Here is a 15662-nt window from a genome sequence, read left to right on the forward strand (position 1 = left end):
GAGGGATTTCGAAAGCATAAAATTCGAAACTCAACCAATGATCCTAATTTACCCAGCCACTTGATCACGAATTTACTAATTGAAATCCCTGAAAATCTTCCTTTCCACTTTGGAGCTACCATCTTTTTCCAAGGTGACCACAAAAATAAAATTGTACTCTATATCTTCTAGTTCCGGGAATTTTTCTCCTTCCTGTACAAAATAGTTGGCCACATGATGAATGGTGTTGCTATGGCCTACCACTACTGCATTGCCTTTTCTTTGGCGGAGTTCTTTCACTAAGTCATCATGTTTTTTGACATCGTAGATTTCTATTTTTAATCCGGTTTGCGCTTCTACCAGGGGTTGCACAGTGGCTTTAGTCCTGATGAAATCAGTACTGAATACATGCGCTATTTCTTGATCTGCTAAGATCTGAGCCAGTTTTTTTGCCCTGACTGTTCCGGCTACATTTAGTTCCGGGTCATCTCCTACCAATTGCTTTTCGGCATGGCGGACCAAATAAATGGTTTTGGGTTCCTGTTTTTGGGAACATGCGACAAAAAATGTCAATGCAATGAAGATTAAAAGCAGATTTTTCATGAGTTTATTTTTATACTGATATCTATTCAATTACAACAAAAGAGGCCTTTCAGGTTGTTTTCCTTATGTCAGCTTTTTTTCGAAGCTCAACCTTTCGAAATCTGCATTTGGAAATCCCACTTCCCTTTTTTAGCCACTAAAAGTATTGTCCAAATGTTGGTCTTTGGCCTTAACAGGTTCGAATTCGAGGTATTGTTCCCAGAAAGGTTCTTCAGGAAGTGCTGCCCGTAAGTATAATTTTTCTTTTTTGATTGGGTGTACAAAAACCAAATGGAAGGCATGCAGATTGATGTTGCCATCAGGATTGGGTTTATGGAATCCATATTTGACATCTCCTCTGATTGGACAGTCCATGGAAGCCAGCTGAACCCTGATCTGATGAGGTCTGCCTGAAACTGGTCTTACTTCCAGCAACCAATGGTCATTCAGTTTGCCCAGTCGCTTGTAGTTAAGTTCCGCTTTTTGCGAACCAGGAACCTCCTCGTCGTAGGCCGTAACAATGTTTTTCTTTTCGTCTTTCACCAAATAGTGTGTCAATTTGCCACTTTCTTCTTTGGGTCTGTTTTTGACGATAGCCCAGTAGACTTTATGGATGTCACGTTTCCTGAATATTTCCATCATACGCTCCAGACCCTTGGATGTCCTGGCAAAAACAACCAATCCACTTACCGGTCTGTCCAATCTATGTACAGGGTGAAGGAAAACAGCTCCGGGCTTATTGTATTTTTCAGCAATGTATTCCTTGCAATAATCTATCAATGTTTTATCTCCGGTTTTGTCTCCCTGAACCAGGACGCCTGCGGCTTTATTGACCACCAAAAGATGGTTGTCTTCATAGACTACGGTGAAAGGTTTCTTTCTCATAAGGTTTAAATATAATCAAAAAACCTATCCCTTCATTGTATGAGTCATGAAGGGATAGGTTCTTCTTTTGTCTTGAATATTAAAATTCTGAAGTAAAATGGAATTCTATTTCCGGATAATTGTCCTGAACCATCTGCAACCAGGATTTAGATTCGGCCATGAATACAAGCTTTCCATCTTTGTCATGGGCAATATGGCGGTTTTTGGACCTGACGAACTCATCCAATTGCTTTTTGTCCTTGCTGCTGATCCAACAAGCTTTATATAGATTCATAGGCGCAAACTCCACAGAAGCATTGTATTCGTTTTTCAATCTGAACTGGATCACTTCAAATTGAAGCTGACCGACAGTGCCGACAACTCTCCTGTTACCCATTTCATAGGTAAAATACTGGGCAACACCTTCCTCCATCAACTGCTTTAGGCCTTTTTCCAATTGCTTGGTTTTCATGGCGTCTTTGTTGATGACTTCTTTGAAGATTTCAGGGGAGAAGCTCGGTATTCCTTTGAAGGTCATATTTTCCCCATCGGTCAAGGTGTCCCCGATTTTCAGGTTTCCTGTATCATAAAGACCTACGATATCACCAGGGTATGCCTCGTCCACAATTTCCCTATCCTGGGCCATAAATTGGGTGACATTCGAAAACCTCAGCGGTTTAGGTCCACGGACATGGTTGTAGGCTTTATTTCTTTCAAATTTTCCGGAACAGATTCTAAGAAAAGCAATTCTATTTCTATGGTTAGGATCCATGTTGGCGTGGATCTTGAAAACGAATCCTGAGAACTTGGGTTCATCCGGCTTTACTTCCCTGTCTTCGGTCATCCTGCTTTTGGGAGCAGGAGCTATTCTGATGAAAGTGTCCAACATTTCATTGACGCCGAAGTTATTGACTGCTGAACCGAAGAAAACAGGAGCAACTTTACCCTCGAGGTATTCTTTAGTGTCAAAATCAGGATAGACACCTTCGATCAGTTCCACATCTTCCCTCAATTGTGCAGCGCCATTTGGCCCGATTAGGTCATCTAGCTTGCTGTCCTCAAGATTTTCAATGGTTGTCCTGTCATCACTGAGTTTGCGTTGACTCGGGGTAAAAAGATTTAATTTTTTGTCATAAAGGTTGTAAACCCCTTTGAAGCTTTTTCCCATGCCTATGGGCCAGGAAAGCGGTCTGACCTGAATGTTGAGTTTTTCCTCAACTTCATCTAAAAGTTCATAAGGGTCTCTACCTTCCCGGTCAAGTTTATTGATAAAACAGATTACAGGTGTATTTCTCATCCGACATACCTCCATGAGTTTTTCTGTCTGGATTTCGACCCCTTTTACACAATCAATTACCATGATCACAGAATCCACTGCCGTCAGGGTACGGTAGGTGTCTTCCGCAAAGTCCTGGTGACCGGGAGTATCCAGTAGGTTGATCTTTATCCCTTGATATTCAAATCCCATCACGGAAGTGGCTACTGAGATACCTCTTTGTTTCTCAATTTCCATCCAGTCAGATTTGGTAGCCGTGTCGATTTTGTTGGATTTTACTGCACCAGCAGTCTGAATGGCTCCTCCGAAAAGAAGCAGTTTTTCTGTCAAAGTGGTTTTACCAGCATCCGGGTGGGCAATGATGGCAAAGGTTCTTCTTTTCTGTATTTCCTTGGTCAAACTCATCTAAACTCCTGATTCTCTATTTTTCAGGGTGCAAAGGTACGGTTTTAATTTCAAGGTATAAAAGTTTTTATCTTTTCAACTCTGATTAGGGTTCAAAGGAAAGAATAGGCTAAACGATTTCCTGATGGAGGAAATCTTCTCTCTTGAATCCGGAAATACCATCTTTACTACCCTGAAGGACAATTCTGAAAGTGGTTCCTTTACCCAGTTCCGACTGTTTTACAAAAATTTTTCCTTTATGATAGCCTTCTATGATCCTTTTCGCCAGTGTTAGGCCAAGTCCCCAGCCTCTTTGCCTAGTCGTAAACCCCGGATTGAAAACTTTGTTGTACATGCCTTTGTCCATTCCTTTGCCTGTATCTGTGATATCTACGAATACAAACTTTTCACTTTCTTTGACGATATCAATCGAGATTGCTCCTTGGCCTTTCATCGCATCTACTGCATTTTTACAAATGTTTTCAATCACCCATTCAAAGAGAGGCCTGTTGATCAGGGCCTCTATATTGTTAGCATATCCATTGATTTTGATATCCACTTTGGAAGAAATTCTCGGTCTTAGGTAATTGATGGCTTCATCAATGACAGAAAAGACATTTTCAAGTTGAATGGAGGGTTTACTTCCTATAGAACTGAAGCGCTCGGTGACCATGCGTAATTTCACTACATCCTTATCCATTTCCTGAATGACTTCCTTGTTTTCTTCCCAGACGGGTGAGTTTTTCAAATAATCAATCCATGCCATCAGGGAGGCAATAGGTGTACCCAATTGGTGGGCAGTTTCTTTGGTCAGGCCCGCCCATACCCTGTTTTGCTCGGCCACCTTGGATTGGTTAAAGACAGCGTATGCCAAAACGCCAAAGACAAGGATAACGGATAGTTGTACGTATGGATAAAACCGTAAGGATGTCAGAAGTTCTGAATTTCTGTAATAAACCAAGGCATCTTCTGTGGGAATCGGTTCATATTGAGCTTTCATTTTTACCAGCTCTTTTTGAAGAAGCTTGTTTTTTTCTTCTTCTGTGACGTTTTTCCTGAAACCGATATTCCGGTATTCTATTGGATTATTCTGGGCATCCACCACAATTACAGGAATCGAGGTGTTTTGCTGAATGATTTCCTGGTTGATAAAAGTCAGGTTTTCCGCGTAAATAGAGGCGTACTCCCAGGCTTTTGCCAGAAGCTCTATTTGTCTTTTCTCCCTTTCCCTTAATTCTTCCACCAATTTATTGGTATAGATGATTGAGCCGAAACTGATGATCACAGAACAGATGATCACAAGCCATTTGATCCGGCTTTTATTTTGATATAAATCTAGCGTGGCAAAATCCTGAAGTTTGTTCTTCATCCTTTAAACATAAGTAGTTACTGAACCATATAGACAACTACTTTTGATGATAGATATTATCAATCTGACAAAAATAGTTTTTATAGGTCAGTGGCCTCATTTTTGTTATCTTTATAGTATAATAAACCATAAATATAAAGATTATGAGCACAAACGATATAGGATTAAAAATAAAAGACAGCAAAGTGTTGGTCGAAAAATTGAACAGCCTTTTGGCCAATTATGAGATTTATTATCAAAACTTGAGGAATTTCCATTGGAATGTGAGTGGGCCGAATTTCTTTGAGCTTCATGCAAAATTCGAAGAATTGTATAATGAGGCAAATCTAGGGATTGATGAAACTGCTGAAAGGATACTTACCTTAGGGGCTAGGCCTTATTCTTCTTTTCAGGAATACATCGATCACGCTGAAATCAAGGAAGCTAAACACGTAGAAGATTCCAAAAAAATGGTAGAAACCGTTAGAGATAACCTCAACACCTTGTTGAAACTCGAAAGATCTGCTTTGGAAGCAGCTTCTGAGCAGGGAGATGAAGGTACTGTGGCTTTGATGAGTGAATACATCACAGCAAAAGAGAAAACCGTTTGGATGCTTTCTGCATATTTAAGATAAAAGTTTCGAAATGTATAAAAAAAGAGGATGGTCCAGCCATCCTCTTTTTTTATACATTTACGTGTCTTTCGGCGTGGTAAGATGATCTCACCAATGGTCCGGACTCGACATATTTAATTCCTCTCTTGAGGCCCTCTTCCCTGTAGTGGGCAAACAAATCCGGGTGGATAAATTCCGCAACTTCAATATGCATTTTGGTAGGCTGCAAATACTGTCCTAATGTCAAAATGTCACATCCGTTAGCTGCCAAATCGTCCATGGCTTTGTATACCTCCTCTTTGGTTTCTCCCAAACCAAGCATGATACCTGTTTTTGTACGCTTGCCGTACTCCTTGGTTAACTTGATTTGCTCCAATGACCTGGAGTATTTTGCTTGGGGCCTAACCCTTCTATAGAGGCTTTCCACAGTTTCCATATTGTGGGAAACTACTTCCTGTCCGCCTGAGATCATTCGGTATAGTGCATCCCAATTACTTTTAACATCCGGGATAAGCGTTTCAATAGTGGTCTGTGGAGATAATTTTTTCGTTTCTACCACAGTTTGGTACCATATTTCAGCCCCGCGATCTTTGAGTTCATCCCTGTTCACAGAAGTGATCACGGCATGTTTAACCCCCATAAGCTGAATGGCCTCGGCTACTCTTCTAGGTTCGTCTGTATCATATTCAGGCGGCCTTCCAGTGGCTACGGCACAAAATGAACAGGATCTAGTACAGACATTGCCCAAGATCATAAAAGTAGCAGTTCCTGCGCCCCAGCATTCCCCCATATTAGGGCAATTTCCACTTTCGCAGATGGTGTGCAGTTTATGTTCATCTACTAATTTTCTGACTTTGGCATATTCTTTACCTACTGGCAACTTCACCCTCAACCAATCCGGTTTTTTCCTTTTGGTTGCCTCTTCGGATATTACTGGTAGTTCAATCATCTTCTTTTGAATTAATCCGTTGCGAAATTACTCCCTTGATGTCAATAAACCCAATCTATTTGCGGAAACCATAGAAAAAGGTAAAATAAACTGATTGGAAAACCTGTCTGTTTTCAACAGTGGGCATCAAAGGGATTTCTTTTGTAAAACCCTCCAATTGATATCCAAGTTCCAAGCCTGTCACATTTGATTTAAATACGCCGAATTCAAAATTTACCGCAGCTTTGGCATTACCTCCAAAAGCCATCTCTGAGTTGCCCAGTCCTTCAAAAATCCGTCCTGGGCCAAGAATATTGCCAGTACTTTGGTGGATTTCCGGATTGTATTGCTCTCTGACCGTCTCAACCCTATTGACCACATATTCGATAATATAAGGGGATATTAAACCCAGGGATGGTCCAACTGCTCCTAGAAGGGAAACCTGTACACCTTGTTGGGGAGCTTTTTTAAATAGGATGATTTCCCTTCCATAATATGGTCGTATGGCGTAGAGGTAATTGGATTTTCCAAAAATGTAGGAATTGCCAAAATTAGTAGTGTATCTAACTTCTTTGGGGTTTTTCACATTGGCCAGATCCAAGCCGAAAAACTGAAAATTGGAATCGTCAATCCTGGAACCTATTTTGAGGCTAAAGCCTCCGATCAGTCCTCCGTTTGTATTTTTGTTGATTCCAAATAGGACTTCCCTATCATATTCATAATCTCCCGCATCTTCCCTTTGCGCGAAAAGTGTGAGACTGAGAATGCTCAAAAAAAGAGTCAGTAGGTATTTTAATGCTTTCATCATCATTGCTCAGGAAATTAACGCTATTTTCGCCTATAAGTTACTAAACCAAAATTAAAAGTAAGAGTTTATCCCTACTATAAAAAGTCCGGAAATTGTAAATCCGTGGAGGGTTAAACTTTTCAAATAATTTTTGAAAGATATTGTAGCACTTATTGTAAGTGTTTCGTCTTATCATTAAGATTAATTATAAGCAACCTGGCATCTTTGGAACAAGACCTCATCCAAAAAGCAAAAAATGGCGATAGAAAGTCTTTTGAAATGCTTTATAAGCATTTTTATGGCTATGCTATGAGTATTGCATTGAGGTATTCCAATTCCAGAGATGAAGCTTGTGAAATTGTCAATGACAGTTTCATGAAGGTATTTGATAAGATTTCCGGCCACGAGGAGGGAAATTCTTTCAAAGGCTGGTTTAGGAGAATATTGGTCAATACATCCATAGATTATTACAGAAAGAATGTTAAGCATTATGCCTTTATTGATATAGAAAAGGCAGATGCGGAAAGTTGTGAACCAGAAATTATCGGTCAACTTTCCAAAGAAGACATTTTATCCCTCATGCGAGGCCTTCCTGAAATTTTGAGAATGGTGTTCAATATGTATGAGATCGAAGGTTACTCCCATAATGAAATAGCTGAGCAGTTGGGGATTCCGGCAAGTACTTCCCGAACCTACCTGGCAAGAGCAAAGCAGAAGTTGAGAGAAAAGGTAATTGAAATAAACCATATTAAAAATGAAGGAGCAATTCGATAAAAAGCTGGTCGAAAAGATCAGGGACTCCTTTGAACATCACGAGGAAGTCTATGATCCCAAAGAATGGGAAAAGCTATCCTCTGCCTATTTCCGTCCTAAAAAGGGATTGGCAAAGTCGCCGTGGATGTTATGGGCCGCATCTTTAGTCTCTTTGATGACACTTTCAATCTTGTTCTATAATTCCGATTGGTTTAAAGAGAATCAAGATGTTGCAGGTCTAGCTCCAAAAGTGGAAGAAAGAAACCAATCCAGGATGGGGTCAAAAGATGAAGGTATCAGCAATATTTTAGGGAGAAAGGAGCCTAATATTGCAAATATATCACCTGAGGGAAATATGCCTGATCAGTTCCAGTCAAATTTATTGCCAAAAAAGGATTTAGGTGAGGTCTCCCCAAAAGAGGCTAAGTCAATCCTGCCCGCAAAAAATGAAGTGAATGCGGAGGTAATTGCTGAAGAAGTATTCAGTTCTGGACTTGCACTTACAGATCCGCAAAAAGATAGGACTGATATAGCAGGAAATTCTCCATTAGTTGAGCAGCAAGTAGATAAAGTTGTACCCCTAATTGCTGACATAAGACTTGAAGAAGAGAAAAAGGCCTTGGAGGTGGTTCAAAAATGGCTAGGAGACAGTGAGAAATCCATAACGGATGAAGATGAGGGGAAAGCAGATCAAAATCCTGTGAAGTTGGGATTGTTGATTGCTCCACAGACCATTTCCAATTCCAATCAGGTCATGAATCTCGGTGGCGGAATAATGTCTGAATTTTCATTTTCAAAGCGTCTGAAATTGGATATTGGTTTAGCCTATGCCAGTCAAAACATCAATCCTAACGGGCAATATCTAGGTACTGCCATGGATGTGGAGACCGGTGATGGGATGCGGTTGGCTACCATGAGCACCAATTTGATCAATGCAAGCAGTGAGTTAAGGTTTGGTCAGCTTGAGGTACCCTTGAACCTTAAGTATAGGGTTTTGGAAAATAAATCTTCTGGGCTGTACCTGGTCTCAGGTTTGTCCAATATGTTTTATCTAAATCAAAGGAATATTTACACCTACAGTTCGGCGAATATTGCTACAGCTGGATTTGTTGGAGCTCAAAATATGGTTCAGTCTTTTACTGAAACAGTAAGGCCAGATCAAGGAACTGACGGGGCTGAAATTGGGCAATTGATTAATTTTGCTTTTGGATATGAACATAATCTCAGCAATGGGACATTTATTTATATTGAGCCGTTTTACAAAACATCTCTTGGTTCCCAGACCTTTGCAGGTCAGCAGTTTTCCATTGGTGGGATCAATCTTAGAATGAATTTTCAATTAAAAAAACAAAAATAAGTATGCGTAAAGTTTTGGGGCTTATGGCCATTATGGTATTGATGGCTTTTGGTGCATGTATGTCGGAAATAGAGTCAGATCTGGAAAAAGCGATTGAAAGGGATGATGCCTTTTTGGTCAGCTTCTTGGAGAGGAATAATATCAATGCCATTGAAACCCCACTAGGCTATTATTACAGAAAAGATATCAGTAATGATACCGGAAACCAAATTGTCAATAATGATATAGTGGGCCTTTATTATGAAATCAAAACCTTGGACGGCCAGTTAATTGACAGCTATTTGGACGAATCGAAGGCGCCAAGAATTTTTGCCCATAGTGAGGGTGGGTTGGTGCCAAGGGCTATGAATTTTGCGGCAGGCTTGGCAAAAGAAGGAGAGACTTTTACGCTGTTTGTGCCTTCTTATCTGGCGTATCAGGAGTACAGTTTTCAGAATCTTATCCTGCCCAATTCCAATCTTGAGATCAAGGTGAAATTTGTAGCTACCTATTCTGAAGAGGAGATCAAAGACATGGAAGAGCAGATGATCTTGGATTATTTGGAAGCAAATAATTTGACAGGTTTTGAAAAGACTGAAGAAGGATTGTTTGTAAAAACCATTAGTTCCGGTGATGAGGGACAACCTGTGGCGACTGACGGGAATGTGGTGAGTTTTACTTATCAGCTTTTCCAATTAGGAGAAACACAGACCTTGGCCCAGGCTACTGATGCTACCAATCCATTTCAGATATCACTAGGAGGGGCTTCAAATTTAAAATTTCTTAATTTGTCATTTAAGGGACTTTCTAGAAATTCAGAACTAGAGGTGATCTCGCCTTCCCATTTGGCATTTGGTACTCCCACACAGGTATTTCCTTTCCAGATAAGGAGGGATTTATTTAACAAATCATACATTGTAACATCAGCTAGGCCGTTTGAACCGGTTTATTTTAAAACCAAAGTGGTGAATGTTCGTCAATAGGAGCTCTAGATGAAGATCTTCTGACCCTACAAAGCAATTTGTAGGGTTTTTTTATACCCTTCTTCTTTTTGTTTCATGATTTTGTTTTTGCCAAATTGCATCGAAATTAAACCCAAATGAGCGTATGAGTTATCTTTTTGAAAGTTTTGCAGGCTGGAAGGCCTATTGTCAACAGAAGAACATCAGCATTTTTGATTCGGTGATCGAGTATGAGATTATCCAAAAAGGAAAGTTAGAGGAAGATATTTGGGAAGGGCTACAGAAAGCCTACACAGTCATGAAAGAAGCGGTGGAAACAGGGCTGAATGAAGACATGTCATCAAGGTCCGGCATGATCAACAATGGCGCAAAAAAGGTGTATAGACATCCTGTTTCCGTTCTCTCTCCTGAATTTCAGAAGTTGATATCCAGAGCTTTGGCAGCAAAAGAGGTCAACTCCTGTATGGGCAGAGTAGTGGCGGCACCTACTGCTGGAGCTTCAGGGATTTTGCCAGGTACATTGTACACCCTACAGGAAATACATGGTTTGTCGGATCGGAAGATTTTAGAAGGATTACTGGTAGGGGCAGGTATTGCATTGATTATAGAAGAAAAAGCAAGTTTGGCGGGTGCTGTAGGTGGATGTCAAGCGGAAACAGGTTCTGCGGCCGCGATGGCTTCGGGTGCAATTGTACATTGTTTAGGAGGTGATTTTGATCAAGTATTCAATGCTGTGGCAATCACCATACAGTGTATGTTGGGATTGGTCTGTGATCCCGTTGCTGGTCTGGTAGAAATTCCCTGTGTAGTCCGCAATGCAAGTGCCGCAGCTATTGCCAACAGCTCAGCCCAAATAGCCCTGGCAAATGTTAGTGCTGTTATTCCTGTGGATGAGTGTGTGGAAGCAATGGGGGAAATTGGCTCCAGCATGGAGAGCAGGTATAAAGAAACAGCCATGGGTGGGCTAGCAGCCACACTGACTGGGCAGGAAATTGCCAAAAGGGTTTTGATTCAGGATATTGAGATTTTGCCTGATGAAATCTTACCGGAGTAAATTGTCGAAAAAAGGGATTGATAAAAGCCAATTGATAGAGGCACCAAAAATTGTTGCCCAAACAAGTGCACTGATGAGCATATAAAGGAAAACTTTTCTTTTATCGACATTAAAAGCTGTCATAATGATGGTGCCTCCTATTGGGGTCAAAAATATTGGGGTGAGGGCAGCGACTCCTGGAGCCCCAAATTTCTGCCATGTTCTAACAACTCTTCTGCTTCTTTTGGAGAATTTTTTTGGGGTAATCTTTAAGCTGAAAAGTGACTTGAACCAGTCTCCCAAATAGCTGACAAATACAACAGAGGTCATCATCCCGCCTACAGATACGGCTATTATTTCAAGTAAACTGAAGTCTGCAGCTGAACCTAACACGGGTCCTGCGATAAATTTAAATTGGCTTGCGAACCAAATGCTGAAAAACTTGATAAAATAGGACATTATAAAATCATAAAGAGATACGCACCATAGACAGCAAGCAGCAAGGCGCCTTCCAACCTGCTAATGATCAGCCGCGATCTTAGAATCGGAAAGAGCAGGGCAGTCAACCCTAGCATCCAAAGGAAGTCCTGTTTGATGAAAACCTCTGAAACATTGATCGGACTGATCAATGAAGTGATACCGATGATGGCAAGTATGTTCATGATATTACTTCCCAGAATATTCCCAATGGCAATATCTGTTTCTTTTTTCAGGGCAGCGATAATGGAAGTGACCAGCTCGGGAAGGCTAGTGCCAATGGCAATGACAGTGACACCGATTATCCTTTCGCTTACCCCAAACATTTTCGAAATCTCGACTGCGCTGTCTACCAACATGTCCGATCCAAAATATAAGCCGGCTATACCTAAAAGTAGTAGACCCCCTGATTTGACAAGGGATTGTTCTTTCAATTTGACAACATCCTCATTGATATCTTCCTCAGCAACTTTTAATTTCTTGAAAAAATAAATATTCAGCCCAATCAACAAAACAAATAAAATTAAGCCTTCTATTTTGGAAATCAAGCCATTATAAGCTAAAAGGTAAAACAAAATTGCACTGAGTAATGTGGCAAGGTAATCTGTTTTTAAAACTGATTTGTATATAGAAATTGGGTATACGATGGCACTGATACCCAATACCAATGAAATGTTGGAGATATTGGAACCGATAACATTACCGAGAGCGATATCGCTGTTTCCTTTGATTGCGGCATTGATACTGACCAAGAGCTCCGGAGCTGAGGTGCCAAAAGCCACTACAGTCAACCCTATCAGGCCAGCACTTAATCCAAATTTTGCAGCCAAAGCAGAAGCACCATCCACCAAAAATTTTCCTCCGGCCAAAAGGATGACCAATCCTAATATCAATAATAAGTAAACCATCATTTTTTAAATTTTGTCACCGAAGCAAAGATCTCCAGCATCGCCCAATCCGGGCACTATGTAAAATTTCTCGTTGAGTTTCTCATCTAGAGCGCCAACCCAAAGTTTGTACGGGAGCTTGAGATTTTGTTTAAGGTATTCGACACCTTCCGGCGCTGCAATAAGACAGACGAGATGAAGCATTTTCGGTTTCCCATTTCTCAGGAGATTTTCCACTGTTTTAACAAAAGATTTTCCTGTAGCCAGCATTGGGTCCACGAGAATAACTTCCCTCCCTTCCAGATTGGGTGCTGCCTGATATAGGAATTCTATTTCAATTTCCTGATCACCTTCTTTTTCTTCTTTTCTATAAGCCCCCACAAAACCACTGTCCGCTTGGTCAAAATAATTTAGAAAACCTTGATAAAAGGGAATAGCTGCCCGCATAACACTGATGAGTACAGGTTTTTCATTGAGTACTCTAGCAGTGGTTTTTTGTAGTGGTGTTTGTATTTCTATAGCGCGATAGCCCAGATCCTTCGAGATTTCATATGCCATGATTTCTCCCAGTCTTTCAAAGTTCCTTCTGAATCTCAACCTGTCTTTTTGGACTTGAACATCCCTTATTTCTGTCATGAATTGATGTACTATGCTATTTTGATGATCAAGTATAAACATGGTAAAATGGATTTTAGACCAATTGGAATCTTTGAACTCGTTGGATTAAAATGTAGGAGAGCCGAGCTTGGTTTTTTCCTTTCTACCAATTAATCCAATTATTCGCTTATCAGACATCAAATGTAAAAATAAATTCAATAAGGGCTTGTGAGTGCTGATAATATAAAACTGAAATTGCATCATTCTTTTTTCTTTTAAGTATGGACCAATCCCCAAAAACTTTTCTTAAATTCTAATCGCAAATCAAACCCAATTGAACCTATATTATGGAAGACAAAAAGTTAAGAAGTCAAGAGTGGTATGGCCGTAAGGGAAAAGACGGCTTCATTTATAGATCATGGATGAAAAACCAGGGATTTCCGCACCATTTGTTTGAAGGTGAAAAACCTGTTATTGGCATCTGTAACACGTATTCAGAATTGACTCCATGTAATGCCCATTTTCGTGAATTGGCTGAAGCAGTAAAAAGAGGCATCTGGGAAGCCGGTGGTTTTCCTTTGGAATTTCCTGTCATGTCTTTAGGGGAATGTTCCATCAAGCCAACAGCCATGCTCTTCAGGAACCTGGCAAGTATGGATGTGGAGGAAAGCATTCGGGCCAATCCCATGGACGGGGTGATTTTGCTCTGTGGTTGTGATAAAACAACTCCTTCTTTAGTGATGGGGGCTGCAAGCGTTAATTTGCCTACGCTTGTTGTTTCAGGAGGCCCAATGTTGGCAGGCTGGTTTAAAGGTAAAAAAATCGGCACCTCGGATTTGTGGAGATTTGCCGAGCAATATAAAAAGGGAGAGCTTTCTGAGGAGGACTTTGTAGCAGTGGAGGCGGCCATGTCAAGGTCTAGAGGACATTGTGCGCCGATGGGTACAGCCTCTACGATGGCAGCGATGGTGGAATCACTCGGATTGGGAATGCCGGATAATGCTTCAATACCTGCTGCAGATTCAAGGAGAAAGGCCTTGGCACATATGGCTGGCATGAGGATAGTGGAGATGGTCAATGAAGACCTCAAGATGAGTGACATTCTGAACAGGAAGGCTTTTGAAAACGCCATTATGGTCAATGCGGCTATAGGTGGATCTACCAATTTCATTATTCATTTATTGGCCATAGCAGGAAGAATGGGAGTTGAGTTGGATATTGAAGACTTTGACAAGTTTTCTGCAGGGATTCCCTTACTGGCCAATATTCAGCCTTCTGGAGAACATTTTTTTGAGGATTTATTCTATGCAGGAGGACTTCCTGCCCTGATGAAAGAATTAAATCAGAAGCTTCATTTAGATGCCATTACGGTTAATGGGAAGACCATCGGAGAAAATATTGAAAAAGCTGAATGTTTCAATAGAGAGGTGATAGGGACCTTGGAAAAACCATTCAAACAGGAATCAGGCATTGCGGTTCTCAAAGGTAACTTATGTCCCAATGGGGCTGTTTTGAAGCCTTCAGCTGCTACTCCTGCACTACTGCAGCATAGAGGTAAAGCAGTGGTTTTTAAAGATATTGATGACTACAAGAAAAGAATAGATGATCCCGGCCTGGAGGTGACGCCTGATTCCATTTTAGTATTGAAGAATGTGGGTCCAAAAGGTTATCCTGGTATGCCTGAGGTAGGAAATATGGCACTTCCTGCCAAGATTTTGGCGCAGGGTGTATCGGATATGGTAAGGATTTCAGATGGAAGAATGAGTGGAACAGGGTTTGGAACGGTCGTTTTGCATGTTTCACCAGAATCAGCGGTAGGAGGGAATCTTGCCCTGGTGCAAAATGGAGACTGGATCAGTTTAGATGTGCCCAATAGGACTTTGATGTTGGAGGTATCTGAGGAGGAATTGGAATCCAGAAGGTCTGTTTTTACATCAATTGATCTGGGATATGATCGCGGTTATGTCAATTTATTTATTCAAAATGTGACCCAGGCCCACGAAGGAGTTGATTTTGATTTCCTTAAAGGATCATCAGGGCCAGTGGTCAAAAGAGATTCACATTAAAACACTATGAAAAATCATCAAAAAGTTGCCTTGATCACAGGTGCAGGTCAAGGGATTGGACTTGAAATCGCCAAATTATTGGCGGAAAAATCCCATCATATTATTTTGAATGATATCGAAAAGAGTCTGACAGATGAGGCGGTGGAAGAAGTATTGAAAAAAGCAAAAGGCAAAGTACTAGGGATATCAGGAGACTCAGGGGATATTGATTTTATCGCTGAAATGGTCAGCTTGGCAGAAAGGGAATTTGGCCACTTGGATATTGCCATTGCCAATGCTGGGATTACCTTGTTTGGGGATTTTTGGGAATATGAACCAAGTGATTTTATGGAAGTGATGCGGGTAAACATGGCCGGTACTTTCTTTTTGGCTCAGGCATCAGCACTGCTGATGAAAGATCAGCCGTATGGAGGTTCCCTTTTATTTACCTCATCCGTGACTGCCCATCAGGCACATAAAAACCTTGCTGCCTATGCGATGAGCAAAGCTGGAATTGAAATGCTTGCCAAAAACCTGGTGATTGAATTGTCCGAATTTAACATCAATGTCAATACAATTGCTCCCGGTGCCACATTGACCAACCGGACAGCTTTAGATAAAGATTATGAAAAAACTTGGTCCAATATCACTCCTATGGGAAGGCCGGCATCTGTGAAGGATGTGGCTAATGCGGCTGTATTTCTTGTCTCGGAAGAAGCCAGACATATTACAGGACAAAACCTGATCATCGATGGGGGTTGGACTAGCATCAGTCCCTCGCCTTATTGACATGACCTAACTTTCTTTTCA

16 protein-coding genes are annotated in these 15662 nt (G+C 41.0%); 7 read left to right on the forward strand and 9 right to left on the reverse strand.

From position 1 onward, the window contains the following. Positions 1-75: 75 nt before the first annotated feature. The 4 genes from ACFFIP_RS02345 to ACFFIP_RS02360 all read right to left on the reverse strand — a co-directional run bounded on the left by ACFFIP_RS02345 (position 76) and on the right by ACFFIP_RS02360 (position 4454). Entirely contained in the window at positions 76-582 is a 507-nt protein-coding gene (locus ACFFIP_RS02345; RefSeq protein WP_382385953.1) for a phosphoglycerate mutase family protein, read from the reverse strand. A 129-nt stretch (positions 583-711) separates the two neighbouring features. Further along, positions 712-1446: an RluA family pseudouridine synthase gene (locus tag ACFFIP_RS02350; protein WP_382385954.1), complete on the reverse strand. Its 735-nt coding sequence runs from the start codon at positions 1444-1446 to the stop codon at positions 712-714. A 79-nt stretch (positions 1447-1525) separates the two neighbouring features. Continuing rightward, a complete protein-coding gene (locus tag ACFFIP_RS02355) occupies positions 1526-3106 on the reverse strand; it encodes a peptide chain release factor 3 (RefSeq protein WP_382385955.1) in 1581 nt (526 codons plus the stop codon). A 109-nt stretch (positions 3107-3215) separates the two neighbouring features. After that, on the reverse strand, positions 3216-4454 hold the full coding sequence (locus tag ACFFIP_RS02360; protein WP_382385956.1) for a sensor histidine kinase: 1239 nt from the start codon (positions 4452-4454) through the stop codon (positions 3216-3218). A 143-nt stretch (positions 4455-4597) separates the two neighbouring features. Between ACFFIP_RS02360 and ACFFIP_RS02365 the strand changes: the two genes are divergently transcribed. Then, the gene (locus ACFFIP_RS02365) at positions 4598-5068 is read left to right on the forward strand and encodes a Dps family protein (protein WP_382385957.1); all 471 of its coding nucleotides are present in this window, start codon (positions 4598-4600) and stop codon (positions 5066-5068) included. A gap of 49 nt (positions 5069-5117) precedes the next feature. On the opposite strand, the gene lipA is transcribed toward ACFFIP_RS02365, so the two are convergent. Next, positions 5118-5996: a lipoyl synthase gene (gene lipA, locus ACFFIP_RS02370; RefSeq protein ID WP_382385958.1), complete on the reverse strand. Its 879-nt coding sequence runs from the start codon at positions 5994-5996 to the stop codon at positions 5118-5120. A 55-nt stretch (positions 5997-6051) separates the two neighbouring features. After that, positions 6052-6783 carry a Rossmann-fold NAD(P)-binding domain-containing protein gene (locus ACFFIP_RS02375; RefSeq protein ID WP_382386043.1) on the reverse strand — a complete coding sequence of 244 codons (732 nt, stop codon included), beginning with the start codon at positions 6781-6783 and terminating at the stop codon, positions 6052-6054. Between the two features lie 204 nt (positions 6784-6987). Here ACFFIP_RS02375 and ACFFIP_RS02380 point away from each other — a divergent pair, with 204 nt between their 5' ends. The 4 genes from ACFFIP_RS02380 to sdaAA all read left to right on the forward strand — a co-directional run bounded on the left by ACFFIP_RS02380 (position 6988) and on the right by sdaAA (position 10867). After that, a complete protein-coding gene (locus ACFFIP_RS02380; protein WP_382385959.1) occupies positions 6988-7536 on the forward strand; it encodes an RNA polymerase sigma factor in 549 nt (182 codons plus the stop codon). Beyond that, positions 7517-8872: a porin family protein gene (locus ACFFIP_RS02385; RefSeq protein ID WP_382385960.1), complete on the forward strand. Its 1356-nt coding sequence runs from the start codon at positions 7517-7519 to the stop codon at positions 8870-8872. The genes ACFFIP_RS02380 and ACFFIP_RS02385 overlap by 20 nt, the downstream gene beginning before the upstream one ends. Before the next feature lie 2 nt (positions 8873-8874). Further along, positions 8875-9834 carry an FKBP-type peptidyl-prolyl cis-trans isomerase gene (locus ACFFIP_RS02390; RefSeq protein ID WP_382385961.1) on the forward strand — a complete coding sequence of 320 codons (960 nt, stop codon included), beginning with the start codon at positions 8875-8877 and terminating at the stop codon, positions 9832-9834. A 124-nt stretch (positions 9835-9958) separates the two neighbouring features. Next, complete coding sequence (gene sdaAA, locus ACFFIP_RS02395; RefSeq protein WP_382385962.1) at positions 9959-10867, forward strand: L-serine ammonia-lyase, iron-sulfur-dependent, subunit alpha; 909 nt, start codon at positions 9959-9961, stop codon at positions 10865-10867. Here sdaAA and ACFFIP_RS02400 read toward each other — a convergent pair. From ACFFIP_RS02400 to upp, 3 genes are read right to left on the reverse strand one after another with little or no spacing between them, the layout of a single operon-like run. Further along, complete coding sequence (locus ACFFIP_RS02400; RefSeq protein ID WP_382385963.1) at positions 10856-11305, reverse strand: hypothetical protein; 450 nt, start codon at positions 11303-11305, stop codon at positions 10856-10858. The genes sdaAA and ACFFIP_RS02400 overlap by 12 nt on opposite strands. Continuing rightward, positions 11305-12231, reverse strand: a complete 927-nt coding sequence (locus tag ACFFIP_RS02405) for a calcium/sodium antiporter (RefSeq protein ID WP_382386044.1) — start codon at positions 12229-12231, stop codon at positions 11305-11307. Before ACFFIP_RS02405 ends, ACFFIP_RS02400 begins: the two co-directional genes overlap by 1 nt. A gap of 6 nt (positions 12232-12237) precedes the next feature. Further along, positions 12238-12888 (reverse strand): uracil phosphoribosyltransferase, encoded by a 651-nt coding sequence (gene upp / locus ACFFIP_RS02410; protein WP_382385964.1) that lies wholly within the window; start codon positions 12886-12888, stop codon positions 12238-12240. A 266-nt stretch (positions 12889-13154) separates the two neighbouring features. Here upp and ACFFIP_RS02415 point away from each other — a divergent pair, with 266 nt between their 5' ends. Both ACFFIP_RS02415 and ACFFIP_RS02420 read left to right on the forward strand, forming a co-directional pair. Further along, positions 13155-14873: an IlvD/Edd family dehydratase gene (locus tag ACFFIP_RS02415; RefSeq protein WP_382385965.1), complete on the forward strand. Its 1719-nt coding sequence runs from the start codon at positions 13155-13157 to the stop codon at positions 14871-14873. 6 nt (positions 14874-14879) lie between these two features. Beyond that, positions 14880-15641, forward strand: a complete 762-nt coding sequence (locus ACFFIP_RS02420) for an SDR family NAD(P)-dependent oxidoreductase (RefSeq protein ID WP_382385966.1) — start codon at positions 14880-14882, stop codon at positions 15639-15641. The last annotated feature ends 21 nt before the right edge of the window (positions 15642-15662 follow it).

Source organism: Fontibacter flavus (genome assembly GCF_042432905.1).
In the GTDB taxonomy this organism is placed as follows: domain Bacteria; phylum Bacteroidota; class Bacteroidia; order Cytophagales; family Cyclobacteriaceae; genus Fontibacter; species Fontibacter flavus.

What these genes read in the sequence shown, in the direction of transcription:
- ACFFIP_RS02345 (WP_382385953.1), bottom strand. Translation starts at nt 582, where the DNA reads ATGAAAAATCTGCTTTTAATCTTCATTGCATTGACATTTTTTGTCGCA.
- ACFFIP_RS02350 (WP_382385954.1), bottom strand. Translation starts at nt 1,446, where the DNA reads ATGAGAAAGAAACCTTTCACCGTAGTCTATGAAGACAACCATCTTTTG.
- ACFFIP_RS02355 (WP_382385955.1), bottom strand. Translation starts at nt 3,106, where the DNA reads ATGAGTTTGACCAAGGAAATACAGAAAAGAAGAACCTTTGCCATCATT.
- ACFFIP_RS02360 (WP_382385956.1), bottom strand. Translation starts at nt 4,454, where the DNA reads ATGAAGAACAAACTTCAGGATTTTGCCACGCTAGATTTATATCAAAAT.
- ACFFIP_RS02365 (WP_382385957.1), top strand. Translation starts at nt 4,598, where the DNA reads ATGAGCACAAACGATATAGGATTAAAAATAAAAGACAGCAAAGTGTTG.
- lipA (WP_382385958.1), bottom strand. Translation starts at nt 5,996, where the DNA reads ATGATTGAACTACCAGTAATATCCGAAGAGGCAACCAAAAGGAAAAAA.
- ACFFIP_RS02375 (WP_382386043.1), bottom strand. Translation starts at nt 6,783, where the DNA reads ATGATGAAAGCATTAAAATACCTACTGACTCTTTTTTTGAGCATTCTC.
- ACFFIP_RS02385 (WP_382385960.1), top strand. Translation starts at nt 7,517, where the DNA reads ATGAAGGAGCAATTCGATAAAAAGCTGGTCGAAAAGATCAGGGACTCC.
- ACFFIP_RS02390 (WP_382385961.1), top strand. Translation starts at nt 8,875, where the DNA reads ATGCGTAAAGTTTTGGGGCTTATGGCCATTATGGTATTGATGGCTTTT.
- sdaAA (WP_382385962.1), top strand. Translation starts at nt 9,959, where the DNA reads ATGAGTTATCTTTTTGAAAGTTTTGCAGGCTGGAAGGCCTATTGTCAA.
- ACFFIP_RS02400 (WP_382385963.1), bottom strand. Translation starts at nt 11,305, where the DNA reads ATGTCCTATTTTATCAAGTTTTTCAGCATTTGGTTCGCAAGCCAATTT.
- ACFFIP_RS02405 (WP_382386044.1), bottom strand. Translation starts at nt 12,231, where the DNA reads ATGGTTTACTTATTATTGATATTAGGATTGGTCATCCTTTTGGCCGGA.
- upp (WP_382385964.1), bottom strand. Translation starts at nt 12,888, where the DNA reads ATGTTTATACTTGATCATCAAAATAGCATAGTACATCAATTCATGACA.
- ACFFIP_RS02415 (WP_382385965.1), top strand. Translation starts at nt 13,155, where the DNA reads ATGGAAGACAAAAAGTTAAGAAGTCAAGAGTGGTATGGCCGTAAGGGA.
- ACFFIP_RS02420 (WP_382385966.1), top strand. Translation starts at nt 14,880, where the DNA reads ATGAAAAATCATCAAAAAGTTGCCTTGATCACAGGTGCAGGTCAAGGG.